17 protein-coding genes are annotated in these 14,674 nt (G+C 69.3%); 7 read left to right on the top strand and 10 right to left on the bottom strand.

From position 1 onward, the window contains the following. Positions 1–34 precede the first annotated feature (34 nt). From NA8_RS27355 to NA8_RS27345, 3 genes are all read right to left on the bottom strand, one after another. Positions 35–274, bottom strand: coding sequence for a hypothetical protein (locus NA8_RS27355; protein WP_157106951.1), 240 nt, complete (start codon positions 272–274; stop codon positions 35–37). Between the two features lie 168 nt (positions 275–442). Next, complete coding sequence (locus NA8_RS27350) at positions 443–844, bottom strand: YccF domain-containing protein (RefSeq protein ID WP_063053221.1); 402 nt, start codon at positions 842–844, stop codon at positions 443–445. 43 nt (positions 845–887) lie between these two features. Then, entirely contained in the window at positions 888–2,090 is a 1,203-nt protein-coding gene (locus NA8_RS27345) for a GNAT family N-acetyltransferase (protein ID WP_063053220.1), read from the bottom strand. 113 nt (positions 2,091–2,203) lie between these two features. On the opposite strand from NA8_RS27345, the gene NA8_RS27340 reads away from it, so the two are divergent. Next, positions 2,204–3,007 carry a TrmH family RNA methyltransferase gene (locus NA8_RS27340; protein ID WP_063053246.1) on the top strand — a complete coding sequence of 268 codons (804 nt, stop codon included), beginning with the start codon at positions 2,204–2,206 and terminating at the stop codon, positions 3,005–3,007. Continuing rightward, positions 3,004–3,303, top strand: coding sequence for a DUF2537 domain-containing protein (locus NA8_RS27335; protein WP_281199188.1), 300 nt, complete (start codon positions 3,004–3,006; stop codon positions 3,301–3,303). The genes NA8_RS27340 and NA8_RS27335 overlap by 4 nt, the downstream gene beginning before the upstream one ends. Positions 3,304–3,326: 23 nt before the next feature. Here the strand turns inward: NA8_RS27335 and NA8_RS27330 are convergent, their stop codons facing one another. From NA8_RS27330 to serC, 4 genes are all read right to left on the bottom strand, one after another. After that, positions 3,327–4,070 (bottom strand): DUF6928 family protein, encoded by a 744-nt coding sequence (locus tag NA8_RS27330; protein ID WP_063053219.1) that lies wholly within the window; start codon positions 4,068–4,070, stop codon positions 3,327–3,329. 292 nt (positions 4,071–4,362) lie between these two features. Then, entirely contained in the window at positions 4,363–4,545 is a 183-nt protein-coding gene (locus NA8_RS35355) for a hypothetical protein (RefSeq protein WP_245664028.1), read from the bottom strand. After that, positions 4,511–5,395 (bottom strand): septation protein SepH, encoded by an 885-nt coding sequence (gene sepH / locus NA8_RS27325; RefSeq protein ID WP_245664027.1) that lies wholly within the window; start codon positions 5,393–5,395, stop codon positions 4,511–4,513. The genes NA8_RS35355 and sepH overlap by 35 nt, the downstream gene beginning before the upstream one ends. Before the next feature lie 210 nt (positions 5,396–5,605). Beyond that, positions 5,606–6,730 carry a phosphoserine transaminase gene (gene serC / locus NA8_RS27320; RefSeq protein ID WP_063053218.1) on the bottom strand — a complete coding sequence of 375 codons (1,125 nt, stop codon included), beginning with the start codon at positions 6,728–6,730 and terminating at the stop codon, positions 5,606–5,608. 64 nt (positions 6,731–6,794) lie between these two features. Here serC and NA8_RS27315 point away from each other — a divergent pair, with 64 nt between their 5' ends. After that, positions 6,795–7,433, top strand: coding sequence for a hypothetical protein (locus tag NA8_RS27315; RefSeq protein ID WP_063053217.1), 639 nt, complete (start codon positions 6,795–6,797; stop codon positions 7,431–7,433). Positions 7,434–7,878: 445 nt separating this feature from the next. On the opposite strand, the gene NA8_RS27310 is transcribed toward NA8_RS27315, so the two are convergent. Continuing rightward, positions 7,879–9,027: a citrate synthase 2 gene (locus NA8_RS27310; RefSeq protein WP_063053216.1), complete on the bottom strand. Its 1,149-nt coding sequence runs from the start codon at positions 9,025–9,027 to the stop codon at positions 7,879–7,881. A 121-nt stretch (positions 9,028–9,148) separates the two neighbouring features. On the opposite strand from NA8_RS27310, the gene pdxH reads away from it, so the two are divergent. From pdxH to NA8_RS27290, 4 genes are all read left to right on the top strand, one after another. After that, positions 9,149–9,841: a pyridoxamine 5'-phosphate oxidase gene (pdxH, locus tag NA8_RS27305; RefSeq protein WP_063053215.1), complete on the top strand. Its 693-nt coding sequence runs from the start codon at positions 9,149–9,151 to the stop codon at positions 9,839–9,841. Between the two features lie 68 nt (positions 9,842–9,909). Next, the gene (locus NA8_RS27300) at positions 9,910–11,190 is read left to right on the top strand and encodes an MFS transporter (protein ID WP_063053214.1); all 1,281 of its coding nucleotides are present in this window, start codon (positions 9,910–9,912) and stop codon (positions 11,188–11,190) included. Positions 11,191–11,382: 192 nt separating this feature from the next. Next, complete coding sequence (locus NA8_RS27295) at positions 11,383–12,696, top strand: citrate synthase (RefSeq protein WP_084467116.1); 1,314 nt, start codon at positions 11,383–11,385, stop codon at positions 12,694–12,696. Positions 12,697–12,733: 37 nt separating this feature from the next. After that, positions 12,734–13,093 (top strand): FKBP-type peptidyl-prolyl cis-trans isomerase, encoded by a 360-nt coding sequence (locus NA8_RS27290; RefSeq protein ID WP_062968485.1) that lies wholly within the window; start codon positions 12,734–12,736, stop codon positions 13,091–13,093. Between the two features lie 91 nt (positions 13,094–13,184). On the opposite strand, the gene NA8_RS27285 is transcribed toward NA8_RS27290, so the two are convergent. After that, on the bottom strand, positions 13,185–14,354 hold the full coding sequence (locus NA8_RS27285; RefSeq protein ID WP_063053213.1) for a YhgE/Pip domain-containing protein: 1,170 nt from the start codon (positions 14,352–14,354) through the stop codon (positions 13,185–13,187). A gap of 68 nt (positions 14,355–14,422) precedes the next feature. Continuing rightward, a complete protein-coding gene (locus NA8_RS27280; RefSeq protein WP_218019519.1) occupies positions 14,423–14,665 on the bottom strand; it encodes a hypothetical protein in 243 nt (80 codons plus the stop codon). Positions 14,666–14,674: the final 9 nt, after the last annotated feature.

Raw genomic sequence — 14,674 nt, 5'->3', positions numbered from 1 at the left:
GAATTCATCGACTCGCCGCCGATAGCGGCTCGGATCAACGGTTCGTGCGGACGAGCCGGAGAATGATCCCGCCGCCCCACCACAGCAGGCTGCCCGCGATGGTCAGGCAGAGGACGAAGGCCGGATAGACCAGGACGCCGTAGTCGGCGGCCCATCGGGGCAGATGGGTGAGCCGGGCGCCCGCGCCGATGAGCAGCAGCAGGCCCAGGGTCACCGCGATCGGCGCGAGCGGCGCGGTCTCCGAGTCGGGCCTGCGGGCGGTGCGGTCGGTCATGGTGGAGCCCTCCTGTGCGGTCGGCTCGGCACCCGCTCGGGGCGCGATGGGCACTGGAAAAGATCAGTTACCTTCTAGCTAACATTCGCACGGAGATGTGATTTCGTTAACAGTCTGTGACGCAGATCACAAAACTGTCGCGCGGTAACCCATGGGCGGAGCGCGCGGCTACCGCTCCCCGAACGGGCGGTCGCTGTCCACGATCTCCCGTCCCAGCGGGAACAGCGAAATCGGGATGAACTTCAGGTTGGCCCAGCCGAACGGGATACCGATGATCGAGACGAACAGCGGGATGCTGGTGAGCAGGTGGCCCAGCGCCAGCCACCAGCCCGCGACGATGAACCAGATGATGTTGCCGATCAGTGAGCCCGCGCCCGCACCCGGCTTCTCCACAGTGGTCCGTCCGAACGGCCACAGCACGTAGGCGGCGATCCGGAACGACGCGATGCCGAAGGGAATCGTGATGATCAGGATGAAGCAGATGATGCCCGCCACGATGTAGCCCAGCGCCAGCCAGAACCCGGCGAAGACCAGCCACAGGATATTGAGAACCAGCTGAATCGGCTTCATGAGACCAGCATGCCAGCCTGCGGCGCCTGTGCGGTGCGGGTCGTCAGAAGAACCAGCCGAGCATCGCGTCGCGTTCCGCGCGGAAGGCGTCGTCGAGTGCGCGGATGTGGGCGGAATCTTTGGCCCGCAACCGGTTCGCCGCCGCGAACACTCGCGCGGGATACGCGCCGAGATACATGCTGCCGAGCACGTCGATGCCGAGTTCGACATCGGCCGCGCGATCGGTCGGTTCGCATTCCGCCTGTCCGTTCCGCACGCGCAGTGCGAACGTGCCGCCCGCGTTCCGGAACGGGTCGGTTACCGCGAGCGTCACGTCCAGATCGTCCGCGTAGCCGCGGGCCGTCAACGCCGCCGGGACGTCCATCAGGCGAAGCCACAGGCCGTCGTAGCGGGCGGTGGTGCGCACCAGCCGTGGATCGGTCAGCAGATAGGGCAGCGGGTCGTGGTCGGTGAGCACGGCATCCACCCGCCGCACCAGATCGAGGCCGAGCAGGGCCCGCCACACAGCCGCGTGCGCTTCGGCGGTGACCGTCCGCAGTTCGACGACTTCCACCGTCCGCGCCCTGCCGTCCGCGTGGTATCGGTAGAGCGCGTAGCCGTCGGCGTGCAGGAGTCCGAACAGTGTGCTGCCGCCCTCGCGGAAACGCTCGGGATCGTCGAACACGATGTCCCAGGCCGCCGCCGGGCGTATCTGTGCGCCGGGCACCACTGTGCGCCAGCGGTCGTAGATCGATTCCGCGGCCGCGCGCAGGTCGCCCGGCGGCCGCAGGGTGACACCGCCGGGATCGGGAGTCGACGGAAGGAACGCCGCGAACCGGCGGTCGATGCCGACCGCGTTCTCCCGCGTCGCGGTGCCGTAGCCGAACCGGCCGTAGATGCCGCCTTCGCTCGCCGTGAACATGGTCAGGGGCAGGCCGGCCGCCTCGACGCGCCGGTGCTGCTCGGTGTACATGGCGCGCAGGATGCCGCGCCGCCGGTGCGTCGGCGCCACGCCGACGCCCGCGATGCCGCACACCCGCACGGTCCGCTCGCCGGGCACGGTCACCGTCATGGTGGTGGACTGCGCGTGCCCGACGACCTGCCCGCCCTCGACCGCCACGATCGAGTGCTCCAGCGGGAACAGCAGCGGTGTTCCCCGCATCTCGGCCGGGTCGTAGCGGGTGCCGAACGAGGTCTCGACCAGCGTCGTGATCGCGGGCGCGTCCTGCGCAGTGGCCGACCGAACCGTGATTCCCGAGGAGGTCATGCCTCGACGATCCCACGCTCGCGCACCCGCCCGCACCGGATTTTCCGGCGGTCCGTGACCGCCGGGCGAACGCCGATTCGGCCTGTGCCGTGACCGCCCGGCAGGATGGAGCGGTGGCCGAAGTGATCGATATCGATGACCCCGCGGACCCCAGGGTCGACGACTTCCGTGATCTCAAGTCGGTCGACCGCAGGCCCGATCTGCCCGGGCGCAAGGGGCTGGTCATCGCCGAGGGCGTGGTGGTGGTCCAGCGGATGCTCGATTCGCGATTCGCGCCCACCGCGCTGCTCGGCGTGGAGCGCAGGCGAGCCGCACTCGCCGACGATCTGGCGGCCGTCGACGTGCCGTACTACCGCGCGACGGCCGAGGTGATGGCCGAGGTGGTCGGGTTCCACCTCAACCGCGGCGTGCTGGCCGTCGCCCGGCGCCCCGCCGAACTCGGCGTGGACGAGGTGCTCGAGAGGGCGCGCACCGTCGCGGTGCTCGAGGGCGTCAACGACCACGAGAACCTCGGCGCCATGTTCCGCAACGCGGCCGGACTGGGAGCCGACGCGATCCTGTTCGGCGACCGCTGTGCCGACCCGTTGTACCGCCGTGCCGTGCGGGTGTCGATGGGGCATGTGCTGCGGGTTCCGTTCGCGTCCGTTCCGGAGTGGCCCGCTGGGCTGGATATACTGCGGCGCAAGGGATTCCAGATCATCGCCCTCACTCCCCATCCGGCGGCGGCGAATCTGGCGGCGGCGATGACGGGGGAGCGGGTGGCGTTGTTGCTCGGGGCCGAAGGGCCAGGACTGACCGAGGAGGCCATGCGGGCCACCGACGTTCGCGCGCGCATTCCCATGACGCCCGGCACAGATTCGCTCAATGTCGCGACGGCGGCCGCGATGGCGTTCTACGAGCGGGTGAGGACGGCGTGACCGGACAGTATCGACCGTATCCGTCCTACCAGGACCCGACGCCTTGGGGTGCGGGACTGACCGTGGCGGTGATGGTGGCGCTGCTGGCTGCGGTCGCGGTGTATTCGTTCGGGGCCGCGCTGGCCGAAGTGCACCCGTTGCTCGCGGTGGCGGTGAATCTGGTCGCGGTCGGCGGCGCCGCGCCCACCGCCTGGCGCTGGCGTTCCGCACCGGTGACGCGGTGGGTGATCGGCGGCGGCGCGGCGGGTGTACTGCTCGGATGGATCGTGCTGCTGCTCGGGGGATTCGCCGCTTAGCCGGGCGGCTCGCGGCGAGGCGGCTAGCCGACGGGGTCGTGTCCGCGCAGCCAGCCGAACAGGCCGCGCCTGCGCGCGGGGTCGTGCGCTCCGCGATCGGCCGCGCGGCGCATCGGCGAATCGGGCACCGTGCCCTTGGGGTGCAGCGCGAACTTGCAGACGAGGATGTCGCCCGCCGCGAGCATGCCGGGCGCGGCCGGCTCGCGGTAGTGGAACCCGAGCCATTCGTCGTTGGCCGCATCGGCGAAGTCCGGCGGATCGAACGGCAGCGAATGGGGGTCGGGCAGTTCGCCCGCGCGCCGGCGCACCGGATGCTCGCCCGCCCAGTACGGCCGCTCCCACACCAGCGGAAGACCCTCGTCCTCCAGGATGCGCACCCGAGTCGAGCTGAACGACCTGCGGAACTCGCCGCGCTCCCAATGGGCGAACGCGCCCCAGCCGTGCTCGATGTCGAACGACACCAAGTAGGTGTGCTCCGAGGCAAGCGGCCGCACCAGCAACTCCGGGATCTCGGTCGGGTGGATGCGCGCGGACTGGGCCGAGCACAGCACCGTCACGCCGGGAAAGCAGCCGATGCACACCTCATCGGCAGCCGGGCCCGCGCAACCCGCGAGTGTGCCGACCATGATCGGCTGCACATCGCGGTCCTCGTGCAGTTGCTTCGCCAGTGCCAGGGCGGCCGAGGGATCCGGATTGTGGTTCGCGCGCAGCACAGTACGGGGATCGGGTGCGTCGACGTACCAGAGCGACCAAGCCTTGGATAGCATTCCGGCACCTCCCGATAGTTGCACGAATCAACTCCGCGAACTTCGAGCAACGCCCGGAGGCGCCGACCGGCGCACCGCTGCGGTGACCTGCCCGGCGCCGACGCACGTCGTCGACCACACCGAGAATTTACCCGCCCCGCACCGGTCGCGGTGCGGCTTCGCACCGCGAACACCGGTTCGTGATCACTGTTTTCGCGAGCGCACGGGTGCTGCACGGAAATATCCGGAGCTCGAACGCGCTCGTGCGTCCGGGATCGGTACTACCGGAAGACCAGACGCGGCGGGGAAGGGCTCAGTGACCCGAGCTGCGCACCCCGAGCAGCACGTCCTCCCAGGACGGCATCGGAGCCTTGCCGCGCTTGGCGCGACTCGGCTTCGCCGGAGCCTTGGCCGAGGGCTTCGCGGGCTCCTCGGTGATCGCGGGCGCCGGCGCGGCGGGCTCATCGGCGGTGGTCGCGGCGCCGTTGGCGGGCACCGCGTTGCCGGCAGCCGCGGGGGGCGGTGGCACCGGGCGCTGCGGGCGCGGTGCTGGTGGCCGCCGGGATCGCGGCGGCGCTACCGCCGGCCGCGACGGCCCGCTGTTCGTAGTATTCGTCCAGCGTGGGCTGACTCTGCCGGCTCGCTGTCCGCGTGGGCGGCGCAGCCGGGGCGGGGGCGGGACGCGGTTCGACCACCGGTTCCGGCTGTGCCGGAGCCGGTTCGGGTTCGGGCGGCACGATCGTCGCCAGCCCGCGCAGCGCGCGCCCGAAATCCGGATCGATCAGATCGGAAGCCGGATCGTCGAGCGGTGAGACCGAGCCGCCGTGCGCGTCCGGCTGGTAACGCCAGTGCGCGGCGATCTCGGAACGCCCGTTCTGCCACTGCAACTGGGCGACCCAGTAGCCCTTCTCGTCCTTCCAGGCGTCCCATTCGGCGCCCTCGATGTTGTGCCCGCGAGCGGTGAACGCGGCGGTGACCACATCGATGAGGGTGTCCACAGCGGGACCGTCGGGGCGGACCGGATGCGCCTTCTGAGCGAGTTCGGCGGCGCGGGCTCGCTCCAGCAGGACCGGATAGGCGAATCGCTCGACGCGACTGGCCGGCATTCCGGATTCTTCGGTGACCTGTTCTACGGAGGCCCCTGCGCGAATACGGGCCTGGATATCGCGGGGACGCATAGTTGCTTCCATTTCGATCTCAATCTGGCCGAATCGGGCAAGGTCTCCGCGCGCGGCGGCTCGCAGTTTGTCGTCGGCGGGCAGCCGGAACTTCTGACCGGACTCGGTGTCGATACACACGATGTGCGTGGAGTCGGGCGTCACCCCGATCACTCGAAGTTCACGCACCGTTACCTCCTTATCGCGTCGACTCGCGACACCGCCCACTTTCCGAAACAGTAGTGCACATCTGAGATTCATGGGGCAGGACACGCGGCACGGAAATCTCCGGAGAGACGTCCGTGCCCCGCTAATCTGCTCTGTTTGCTCCGCCGCGCCTAATTCTGCGGCGTGTCGATCCCGGGCGTGTTGCGGCCGTCGGGTCGAAATACGCGGCGCTCAGCCGAGATTCTGCACGACCCAGTCGACGGCGCGGGTCAGCTGGCTGACGTCGTCCGGATCGATCGCCGGGAACATGCCGATACGCAGCTGGTTTCGGCCCAGCTTGCGGTAGGGCTCGGTGTCCACGATGCCGTTGGCGCGCAGGATCTTCGCCACCGCGGCCGCGTCGACCGAGTCGGCGAAATCGATGGTGCCCACCACCTGCGAGCGGTGCGCCGGGTCCGTGACATACGGGGTGGCGTACTCGCTCGACTCGGCCCAGGAGTACAGCCGCGACGACGAGTCCAGCGTGCGCTTGACCGCCCAGTCCAGGCCGCCGTTGCCGTTGAGCCATTCGATCTGGTCGGCGAACAGCAGCAGGGTGCCCAGCGCGGGGGTGTTGTAGGTCTGGTTCTTGGTGCTGTTGTCGATCGCGATCGGCAGCGACAGGAAATCGGGCGTCCAACGGCCCGAGGCCTTGATCTCCTCCACCCGGGCCAGCGCGGCCGGGCTCATCAGCGCGACCCACAGGCCACCGTCGGAGGCGAAGCACTTCTGCGGGGCGAAGTAGTAGACATCGGCGTCGGTGATGGTCACCGGGAGGCCGCCCGCGCCGGAGGTGGCGTCGATGGCGATGAGCGCGTGTTCCGAGCCCGCGGGACGCCGGACCGGGATGGAGACACCGGTCGAGGTCTCGTTGTGCGCCCAGCCGATCAGGTCCGCCGACGGGTCCGACACCGGCTCCGGCGCGCTGCCCGGCTCGGCCGAGACCACGATCGGATCGCCGATGAACGGATTGCCCTTGGTCACCGCGGCGAACTTCGAGCTGAACTCACCGTTGGTCAGGTGCAGGGAACGCTCCCGGACCAGCCCGAACGCGGCGGCGTCCCAGAAGGCGGTGGTGCCGCCGTTGCCGAGGACGACCTCGTAGCCGTCCGGCAGGCCGAACAGCTCGCGCAGGCCCGAGCGCACGCGCGCCACCACGTCCTTGACCGGTTTCTGCCGATGCGAGGTTCCGAACACCGAGGCGCCGACGTTCACCAGCGACTGCAGCTGCTCCGGACGCACCTTGGAGGGGCCGCAACCGAACCGTCCGTCGGCGGGCTTGAGATCGTCGGGAATGGTCGGAAACGCAGAGGTCATGGCGAACAGGGTAGTCGGTGGTATCGCTGTGGCGACGCCCACACTCCGGCTAACGTAAGCGCCCATGAGCATGCCGTCAGCTAACTCGGGGTGGCGACTGCGCGAGCGGGCACGGAATTTCCGGCTGCGCGGTGCGACGGTCTCGGACGCGATGCGGCGGGAGTTGCTGATCCGAGGGGAGGCGGGGACCGCGACGATCCTCGGCGTGCGTCCGCGGCGCACCGAACCGGGGCACGTGTTCTGGGTGCGGGTGCAGCTGGCTGGGGAGTTCCCCTATGAGAGCAGGGTGCGGCAACGGGTGGCGGACGCGGACCTGGAGTGGATGCGGGCGGGCGACGTCGTGTGCTGCCGGGTGGACCCGCGCGACCGCGATCGCCTCGTGCTGTACGTGCCCGACCTCGAGGAATCCGGCCGGGCGAGCATCGCGAAGATCCTCGCCGACGGCCGCCGCGCCGACGCCACCGTGCTCGCCGCCGCGCCGGTCGCGGCCGACTACTCCGGTCGCGACGACCCGGTGCTGCGTCTGGACCTCGAACTGCGCGCCTGGGACGAGTCCAAACCGTGGCGGGTGCGGCTGGTCCAGCCGGTGCCGTTGCACGCCATCCGTCTCGTCGACCTGGGCCAGCATCTGGAGGTCGCCTTCTTCGAGGTCGACCACGGCGAAACAGTCGCCGTCGACTGGATCGCGTCGCTCGAGGAGTGATCGCGGCGAATTCGGCCGACCGGCTACAGATGCACGAGGGTGAAACCCACCTCGCGGATCTTCGGGCAGCGTCGCGACCATGCCCGCCGCGATTCCCGAATGCGGCCGGTGCATATGGGTTAGTGCAATAGCGCCCGGGGCGGTGGCATTCATCGCCGATTGCACTTCGGCGGCCGACGCGGTCGCGCCGAAATCGGCGGTGATACCGAATCCGACCGGGGTTTCGCCCAATTCGTTGACGATGGACACCGCGATATCGTCGTAATGCGCGGTGCCCGCGCGGCCGGCACGGCGCCGACGCCGAGCATTCCCCGTCCGGATATTCCTTTGTCGGCATCCCTCTGGTCCGCCGGCTTCCCCCCGGGTGCTACGAGAGCCGGACGTGACCGCGGCACAACGTCTTCCGCGTCACGTCCGGCTCGCGGCCGTGCGTTGGTGTCTTCGGCTACGTGTGCGCGATCGTCGCCCAGCCCGCGACCTCTTCGGGCTTGCGGGGGCCGGGGCCGGTGTAGATGGCCGCCGGGCGCACCAGCTTGCCCAGCTGCTTCTGCTCCAGGATGTGCGCGCACCAGCCCGCGGTGCGGCCGCAGGTGAACATGGCCGGCATCATGTGCGCGGGCACCTCGGCGAAGTCCAGGATCACCGCGGCCCAGAACTCCACATTGGTCTCGATGGCGCGGTCCGGACGACGCTCGCGCAGCTCCGCCAGGGCGGCCTGCTCGAGCGCGGCGGCGACCTCGTAGCGCGGCGCGGCCAGCCGCTTCGCGGTGGCGCGCAGGACGCGGGCGCGCGGGTCCTCGGCCCGGTAGACCCGGTGACCGAAGCCCATCAGCTTCTCCTTGCGGTCCAGGATGCCCTTGACCAGGGCTCGCGCGTCGCCCGACCGCTCGACCTCCTCGATCATCGGCAGCACGCGCGCGGGCGCGCCGCCGTGCAGCGGACCGGACATGGCGCCGATCGCGCCGGACAGCGCGGCCGCGACATCGGCGCCGGTCGAGGCGATCACCCGGGAGGTGAAGGTGGAGGCGTTCATGCCGTGCTCGGCGGCGGAGACCCAGTAGGCGTCGATGGCCTCGGTGTGACGCGGGTCGGGATCACCCTTCCACCGGGTCATGAAGCGCTCGGTGACCGTGGTGCACTCATCGATCTTCTTCTGCGGGACAGCGGGCTGGTAGATGCCGCGAGCGGACTGCGCGACGTAGGACAACGCCATGACCGAGGCGCGGGCGAGGTTCTCGCGGGCGGTCTCGTCGTCGATGTCCAGCAGGGGCTGGTAGCCCCAGATCGGCGCGAGCATGGCCAGCCCGGCCTGCACGTCGACGCGCACGTCGCCGGTGTGCACCGGGAGCGGGAAGGGTTCGGCGGGCGGCAGGCCGCGCCCGAACGATCCGTCGACCAGCAGCGCCCACACGTCACCGAAGGTCACCCGGCCTTCGACCAGGTCCTCGATGTCGACGCCGCGGTAGCGCAGCGCGCCGCCGTCCTTGTCGGGTTCGGCGATATCGGTGGTGAACGCCACCACGCCCTCGAGGCCGCTGACGAAATCACTGGGGACGGTGGCCTGCCCACCGGAAACCGCGGGGCTGGTAGTCATGTCGCGACTCTCCTTGCACTTGGTTCACACGTTCTCGCCGATGGGAAGATGTCGGATTTGACGAGCACATGCCGATCATCAAAACCTTAGCTCGCTGCTACCGGGGAGTAACGTCTGGCCCATGGGTGACCTGGACACTTCATCGGATCTGGCGGCCATGCGGGTCGACTACGGCGGCCTTCCGCACGGCGGCAACGACGACGTCGACCTGGACGAGACCTGGCTCGCCGGTGGCTGGGAGCCGCTGTTGCGGCATTGGATCGAACAGGCCACCGCGGTGGGCATCGCCGAACCCAACGCCATGGTGCTGGCCACGGTGTCGGTGGCCGACGGCACACCCCGGCCGGTCGCGCGGACCGTGCTGTGTAAAGGGCTCTCGCCGGAGGGTGTGATCTTCTACACCAATTACGAGTCCGCCAAAGGCGCTCAGCTGACCGCCGTGCCGTACGCCGCGGTCACCTTCGTCTGGCCCGCGCTGGGCAGGCAGGTGCATCTGCGCGGCGCGGTCGAGCGGGTCCCCGCCGAGACGACGGCGGCGTACTGGCGTTCCAGGCCGCGGGACTCGCAACTGGGCGCCTGGGCGTCGCGCCAGTCCCAGCCGATCGGCTCGCGGGCCGAACTGGATCGCACACTGGCCGAGGCGACCGCGCGCTTCGCCGATATCGACGAGATCCCCGTACCGCCGCACTGGGGTGGCTTCCTGGTGCGTCCCGACGAGGTCGAGTTCTGGCAAGGGCGGCGCGGCAGGCTGCACAACCGCATCCGGGTGCGGATCGAGGACGGGACGACCACGGTCGAGCGCTTGCAACCCTGACGTATTCCCCGCGGGCCCGTGACAATTCTCGCGTCGAACCGGCCGGGACGACTGCATACGCTGCGGCGGTGAAACTGCTCGCCGACATCACTCCGCTGCGAAATCCGGACTACCGACGCCTGTGGAGTTCGGGCATCGTCACCATGATCGGCGCGCAGCTGTCGGTGGTCGCGGTGCCGCAGCAGATCTTCCAGATCACCGGCAGTTCCGGCTACGTCGGCCTGGCCGGGCTGTTCGGCTTGGTGCCGCTGATCGTGTTCGGTCTGTGGGGTGGCGCGCTCGCCGACGTACTGGACCGGCGCAGACTCCTGCTGATCACGAATTCGGGCACCGGGCTCACGGCGCTGGCCTTCTGGCTGCAAGCGGCGGCCGGGGTGCAGAACGTATGGCTCGTGCTCGGTCTGTTCGCCGTGCAGCAGGCGTTCTTCGCGGTGAATCAGCCCACCCGCAGCGCCACCATTCCCCGTCTGCTGCCGGAAGGCCAGCTGGCCGCGGCGAATTCGCTGAACATGACGGTGATGCAGTTCGGCGCCATCGCCGGGCCGGTGCTGGCCGGTGCGCTCATCCCCATGGTCGGCCTCGCCACGCTCTACCTGATCGACGCCGTCGCGCTGCTGGCCACCCTGTGGGCGGTGTGGCGGCTGCCCGCGCTGCCGCCGACCGGAACGGCGCGCCGCGCCGGATTCCGCACGGTGCTCGACGGTTTCGGCTACCTCGCCACGCAGCGGGTGCTGCTCGCGTCGTTCGCGGTCGACGTGATCGCGATGGTGTTCGGCATGCCGCGTGCGCTGTTCCCGCAGATCGCGCACGAGACCTTCGGCGACCCGGCAACCGGAGGTGTCGCGCTCGGCCTGCTGTTCGCCTCGATGTCGGCGGGTGCGGTGCTCGGCGGCGTGTTCTCCGGCTGGATCCCGCGTATCCGCAGGCAGGGCCTCGCCGTGCTGGTGTGCATCGCGCTGTGGGGGCTGGCCATGGTCGGCTTCGGCCTCGCCGTCGGACTCACCGGCCACGGCCTCGCCCTCGGCGCGGGCTTGTGGATCGCGCTGGCCTGCTCGGCCTTCGGTGGCGCGGTGGATATGGTCTCGGCCGCGCTGCGGGTCACGATGCTGCAGACGGTGGCCACCGACGATCTGCGCGGACGGTTGCAAGGGGTGTTCACCGTGGTCGTCGCGGGCGGCCCGCGGGTCGGTGATGTTGCCCACGGTTTCGCGGCGGCGAGCCTGGGTACCGCTGTAGCCGCCGCCGGTGGAGGCGTGCTCGTGGTGGTGGGGGTGGTGCTCGCGGCGGTCGCGTTCCCGGCTTTCACGCGTTACCGTGTCGGGCGCGCTCATGCCGAAATCACCGTGTGACGTGCACCGCGAGCGGTCGGCGACCGCTCCGATCCCTGGCCGCGGGACCTCACCGCGCCGGGATGTGTTTGTGAGCCGCCGCAGGACTACCCTCCGGTATTGTCCGCGTCGGTGAACGGCTAGCGTTGAGGCAAGCGCATCGTGCGCCGACCGCGCCGGTGCCTGTGGTTCTAGCCTGAGAGGGATCCTTCCGTGCCCGCTGAGAACATCATCAACGTCGACGACGACGCCAAGCCGGTCCTTTCCTACCCCGGCGGCGAGTTCCCGATGACGGTCACCAGGGCCGCCGAGGGCAACGACGGGATCGAGCTGGGAAAGCTGCTGGCCAGCACCGGGTACGTGACATACGACCCGGGTTTCATGAACACCGCCCCGACCAAGTCGGCGATCACCTACATCGACGGTGAGGCGGGCATCCTGCGTTACCGCGGCTACCCGATCGACCAGCTCGCGGGGGCCTCGACCTTCATCGAGGTCAGCTACCTGCTGATCTACGGCGAGCTGCCCACCCAGGCCCAGCTCGAGGACTTCACCGACCGCATCCGCAGGCACACCCTGCTGCACGAGGACCTCAAGCGGTTCTTCGACGGCTTCCCGCGCAACGCGCACCCGATGCCGGTGCTGTCCTCGGCGGTGAACGCGCTGTCGGCCTACTACCAGGACTCGCTGGACCCGCGCGACCCCGAACAGGTCGAGCTGTCCACCATCCGGCTGCTGGCCAAGCTGCCCACCATCGCGGCCTACTCGTACAAGAAGTCCGTCGGCCAGCCCTTCCTCTACCCGGACAACTCGCTGAGCCTGGTGGAGAACTTCCTGCGGATGACCTTCGGCTTCCCGGCCGAGCCCTATGAGGTCGACCCCGAGGTCGCCGCGGCGCTGGACATGCTGCTCATCCTGCACGCCGACCACGAGCAGAACTGCTCCACCTCGACCGTGCGCCTGGTCGGCTCGTCCGACGCCAACCTGTTCACCTCGGTGTCCGGCGGCATCAACGCGCTGTGGGGCCCGCTGCACGGCGGCGCGAACCAGGCCGTGCTGGAGATGCTCGACAGCATCAAGGCGAGCGGCAGCGACGTCAAGGAGTTCATCCGCAAGGTCAAGAACAAGGAAGACGGGGTGAAGCTCATGGGCTTCGGGCACCGCGTCTACCGCAACTACGACCCGCGCGCCTCGATCGCCAAGAAGCACGCCGACGCCATCCTGAGCAAGCTCGGCGGCCACGACGAGCTGTTCGACATCGCCCAGGCCCTGGAGGAGGCCGCGCTCACCGATGACTACTTCATCGAGCGCCGCCTGTACCCGAACGTCGACTTCTACACCGGCGTCATCTACAAGGCGATGGGCTTCCCGACCCGGATGTTCACGGTGCTGTTCGCGATGGGCCGGCTCCCCGGCTGGATCGCGCACTGGCGTGAGATGCACAGCGAACCGCTGAAGATCGGCCGCCCGCGGCAGATCTACACCGGCTACGGCGCCCGCGACTACCGCGAGATCACCAATCGTTGACGAAATCCATCCATCACCTATCGAAGGGGATAGCCGAATGACCAAACCGGAGATCGAGTTCCAGGCAGGGCCCGCGCCCACCGAGCTGGTGATCAAGGACATCATCGAGGGCGAAGGCAAGGAAGCCGTGCCCGGTGGCACCGTCGAAGTGCACTACGTGGGCGTCGAATTCGAATCCGGCGAAGAGTTCGACTCCTCCTGGAACCGCGGTGAGTCCATCACCTTCCCGCTGCGCGGCCTGATCCAGGGCTGGCAGGACGGCATCCCCGGGATGAAGGTCGGCGGTCGTCGTCAGCTGACCATCCCGCCGGAGCTGGCCTACGGCCCGGCGGGAGCCGGTCACCGCTTGTCCGGCAAGACCTTGGTCTTCGTGATCGACCTGCTGAACGCCAACTGATTCGGCGACGGCGCGGCGCAGTGCTCGCCTGCAAACCGTGAGATGGGTGGCCCGTGTTCCGCTGAGGAACACGGGCCATCGTCGTATCCGCCTATCGCCGGACGATCTCGACGGGGTCGGTGAGGGCGGCGGCCAGGGCGGATTGCTGGCTGCTGCTGCGCTGGGGCAGGGCGGCTACAGCCTTGTCGGTCTGGGTGTTGAGGTTGTGGACGATGCTCTGCAACTGGTTCACGCCGCCGGTGAGCAGGCCGATGGCGTCGACAAGCTGGGCGCCGCCCTGCTCGGCGAGCTGGGGTAGGCCCTCGGCGAGCTTCGCGCCCTGGGACAGTTGCGCGCTCGCACCGGTCAGGCGGTCGACGACGGTGCGAAGCAGGGTACCGAGATCGGTGTCCGGGTCGACCGCGCCGCCGACGAGCGAGCCGAGACCGGTCAGCTGGGAGCCCGCCTGCGCGGATACGCCGCGCAGCGCCTCCAATTTCCCGATGATGTCGGCGAGTGCCGGATCGTTCGCGAAGGGCAGGGCGCGCAACAGCGGCAGGATCTGGTCGAGTCCGCCGCTCACCGTGTTCGCCGTGCGTTCCACCTGCGCGATCGTGATGCCGGTCGAATCGAGGGCGGCGGCGAGCTGGTCGGCTTGCGCGGCGGCGCCGTCGACGGTGGAATTCAGCAGCGCGATGGCCGAAGTGAGCTGCGCCGACCCCGATTTCGCGAACTCGAGGAAGCTGAGCAGCTGATCGGCCCCCGAGCTGAACTGGTCGGCCCCCGCAGCTGCCGCCCCGACACCCGCGTCGAGCAGCTGGGCGGTGAACCGCACCTGTGACAGCTGGGCCCTGGCCTGAGTGACGGCGGTGAGGGCGGCGTCGACGCCCACCGCGCCGATCCGATGCGTCACCTCGGTCACCGCGCCGTGCACCAGGTCGGCGTCGGCGTCTTCGTCGGTGTCCACGGTGACCTCGGCCCGCTTCGGCTCGGGCCCGGCCAGAGTGCCTATCGACTCGGTGAGATCGGCGGGCAGTGTGATGACCGCGGCGTACTCGCCGGTGCTCGCCTCGCCCGGCGCCGCGGCGGTCCATTCGTAACCACCCGCGTCCTGCAGCGCCTTCACAACGCGCGCACCGGTGGGCCCGGTATCGGTGTTGACCAGAGCGATTCCCGTCGGCCCCCGATCCTTTCCGGTACACGCGGTGATTCCGGCGCCGAGGGCGCCGGCCGAGAGGAGGGCAACGGCGAGAAAGCCCCAGCGGGCCCGTTTTCCGATCACGTCGCAGACCCTAAACGCGAGTTATGGCGCGCCCCTGAGTATTTCTCTGAGGGTTGAGTAAGGGTCGATCAGTCCTTGCGTGTCCAGGCGAGCATGATCCGTGTCTTGCGCAGCCGCCGGCCCGCGGGCGTGCGTACCACGGTGCAGGCCATGCGCAATCCGCTGGTTTGATGGGGCGGTTGCCCCTCGCGGAAGAAGTACACGAGCGAGTTCGCGGAGGCCGCGACCCGGTCGCCGTCGACGTCCACCAGCAGGTCGGTGGTGTGTGCTGGATGTGCTCCCTTGCGCCGCAGGCGCTGGAAAAACAACACAGCTGGAAA

The sequence above is a fragment of the Nocardia arthritidis NBRC 100137 genome (assembly GCF_001612765.1).
Lineage (GTDB): Bacteria > Actinomycetota > Actinomycetes > Mycobacteriales > Mycobacteriaceae > Nocardia > Nocardia arthritidis.
The sequence above is the reverse complement of the archived record's forward strand: the minus strand, read 5'-3'. Positions and strand labels throughout refer to the sequence as shown.

Excerpts from the sequence above, each read along its gene's own strand:
- NA8_RS27355 (WP_157106951.1), bottom strand. The coding sequence starts at position 274 with ATGACCGACCGCACCGCCCGCAGGCCCGACTCGGAGACCGCGCCGCTC.
- NA8_RS27350 (WP_063053221.1), bottom strand. The coding sequence starts at position 844 with ATGAAGCCGATTCAGCTGGTTCTCAATATCCTGTGGCTGGTCTTCGCC.
- NA8_RS27345 (WP_063053220.1), bottom strand. The coding sequence starts at position 2,090 with ATGACCTCCTCGGGAATCACGGTTCGGTCGGCCACTGCGCAGGACGCG.
- NA8_RS27330 (WP_063053219.1), bottom strand. The coding sequence starts at position 4,070 with ATGCTATCCAAGGCTTGGTCGCTCTGGTACGTCGACGCACCCGATCCC.
- serC (WP_063053218.1), bottom strand. The coding sequence starts at position 6,730 with ATGACCTCTGCGTTTCCGACCATTCCCGACGATCTCAAGCCCGCCGAC.
- NA8_RS27315 (WP_063053217.1), top strand. The coding sequence starts at position 6,795 with ATGAGCATGCCGTCAGCTAACTCGGGGTGGCGACTGCGCGAGCGGGCA.
- NA8_RS27310 (WP_063053216.1), bottom strand. The coding sequence starts at position 9,027 with ATGACTACCAGCCCCGCGGTTTCCGGTGGGCAGGCCACCGTCCCCAGT.
- pdxH (WP_063053215.1), top strand. The coding sequence starts at position 9,149 with ATGGGTGACCTGGACACTTCATCGGATCTGGCGGCCATGCGGGTCGAC.
- NA8_RS27290 (WP_062968485.1), top strand. The coding sequence starts at position 12,734 with ATGACCAAACCGGAGATCGAGTTCCAGGCAGGGCCCGCGCCCACCGAG.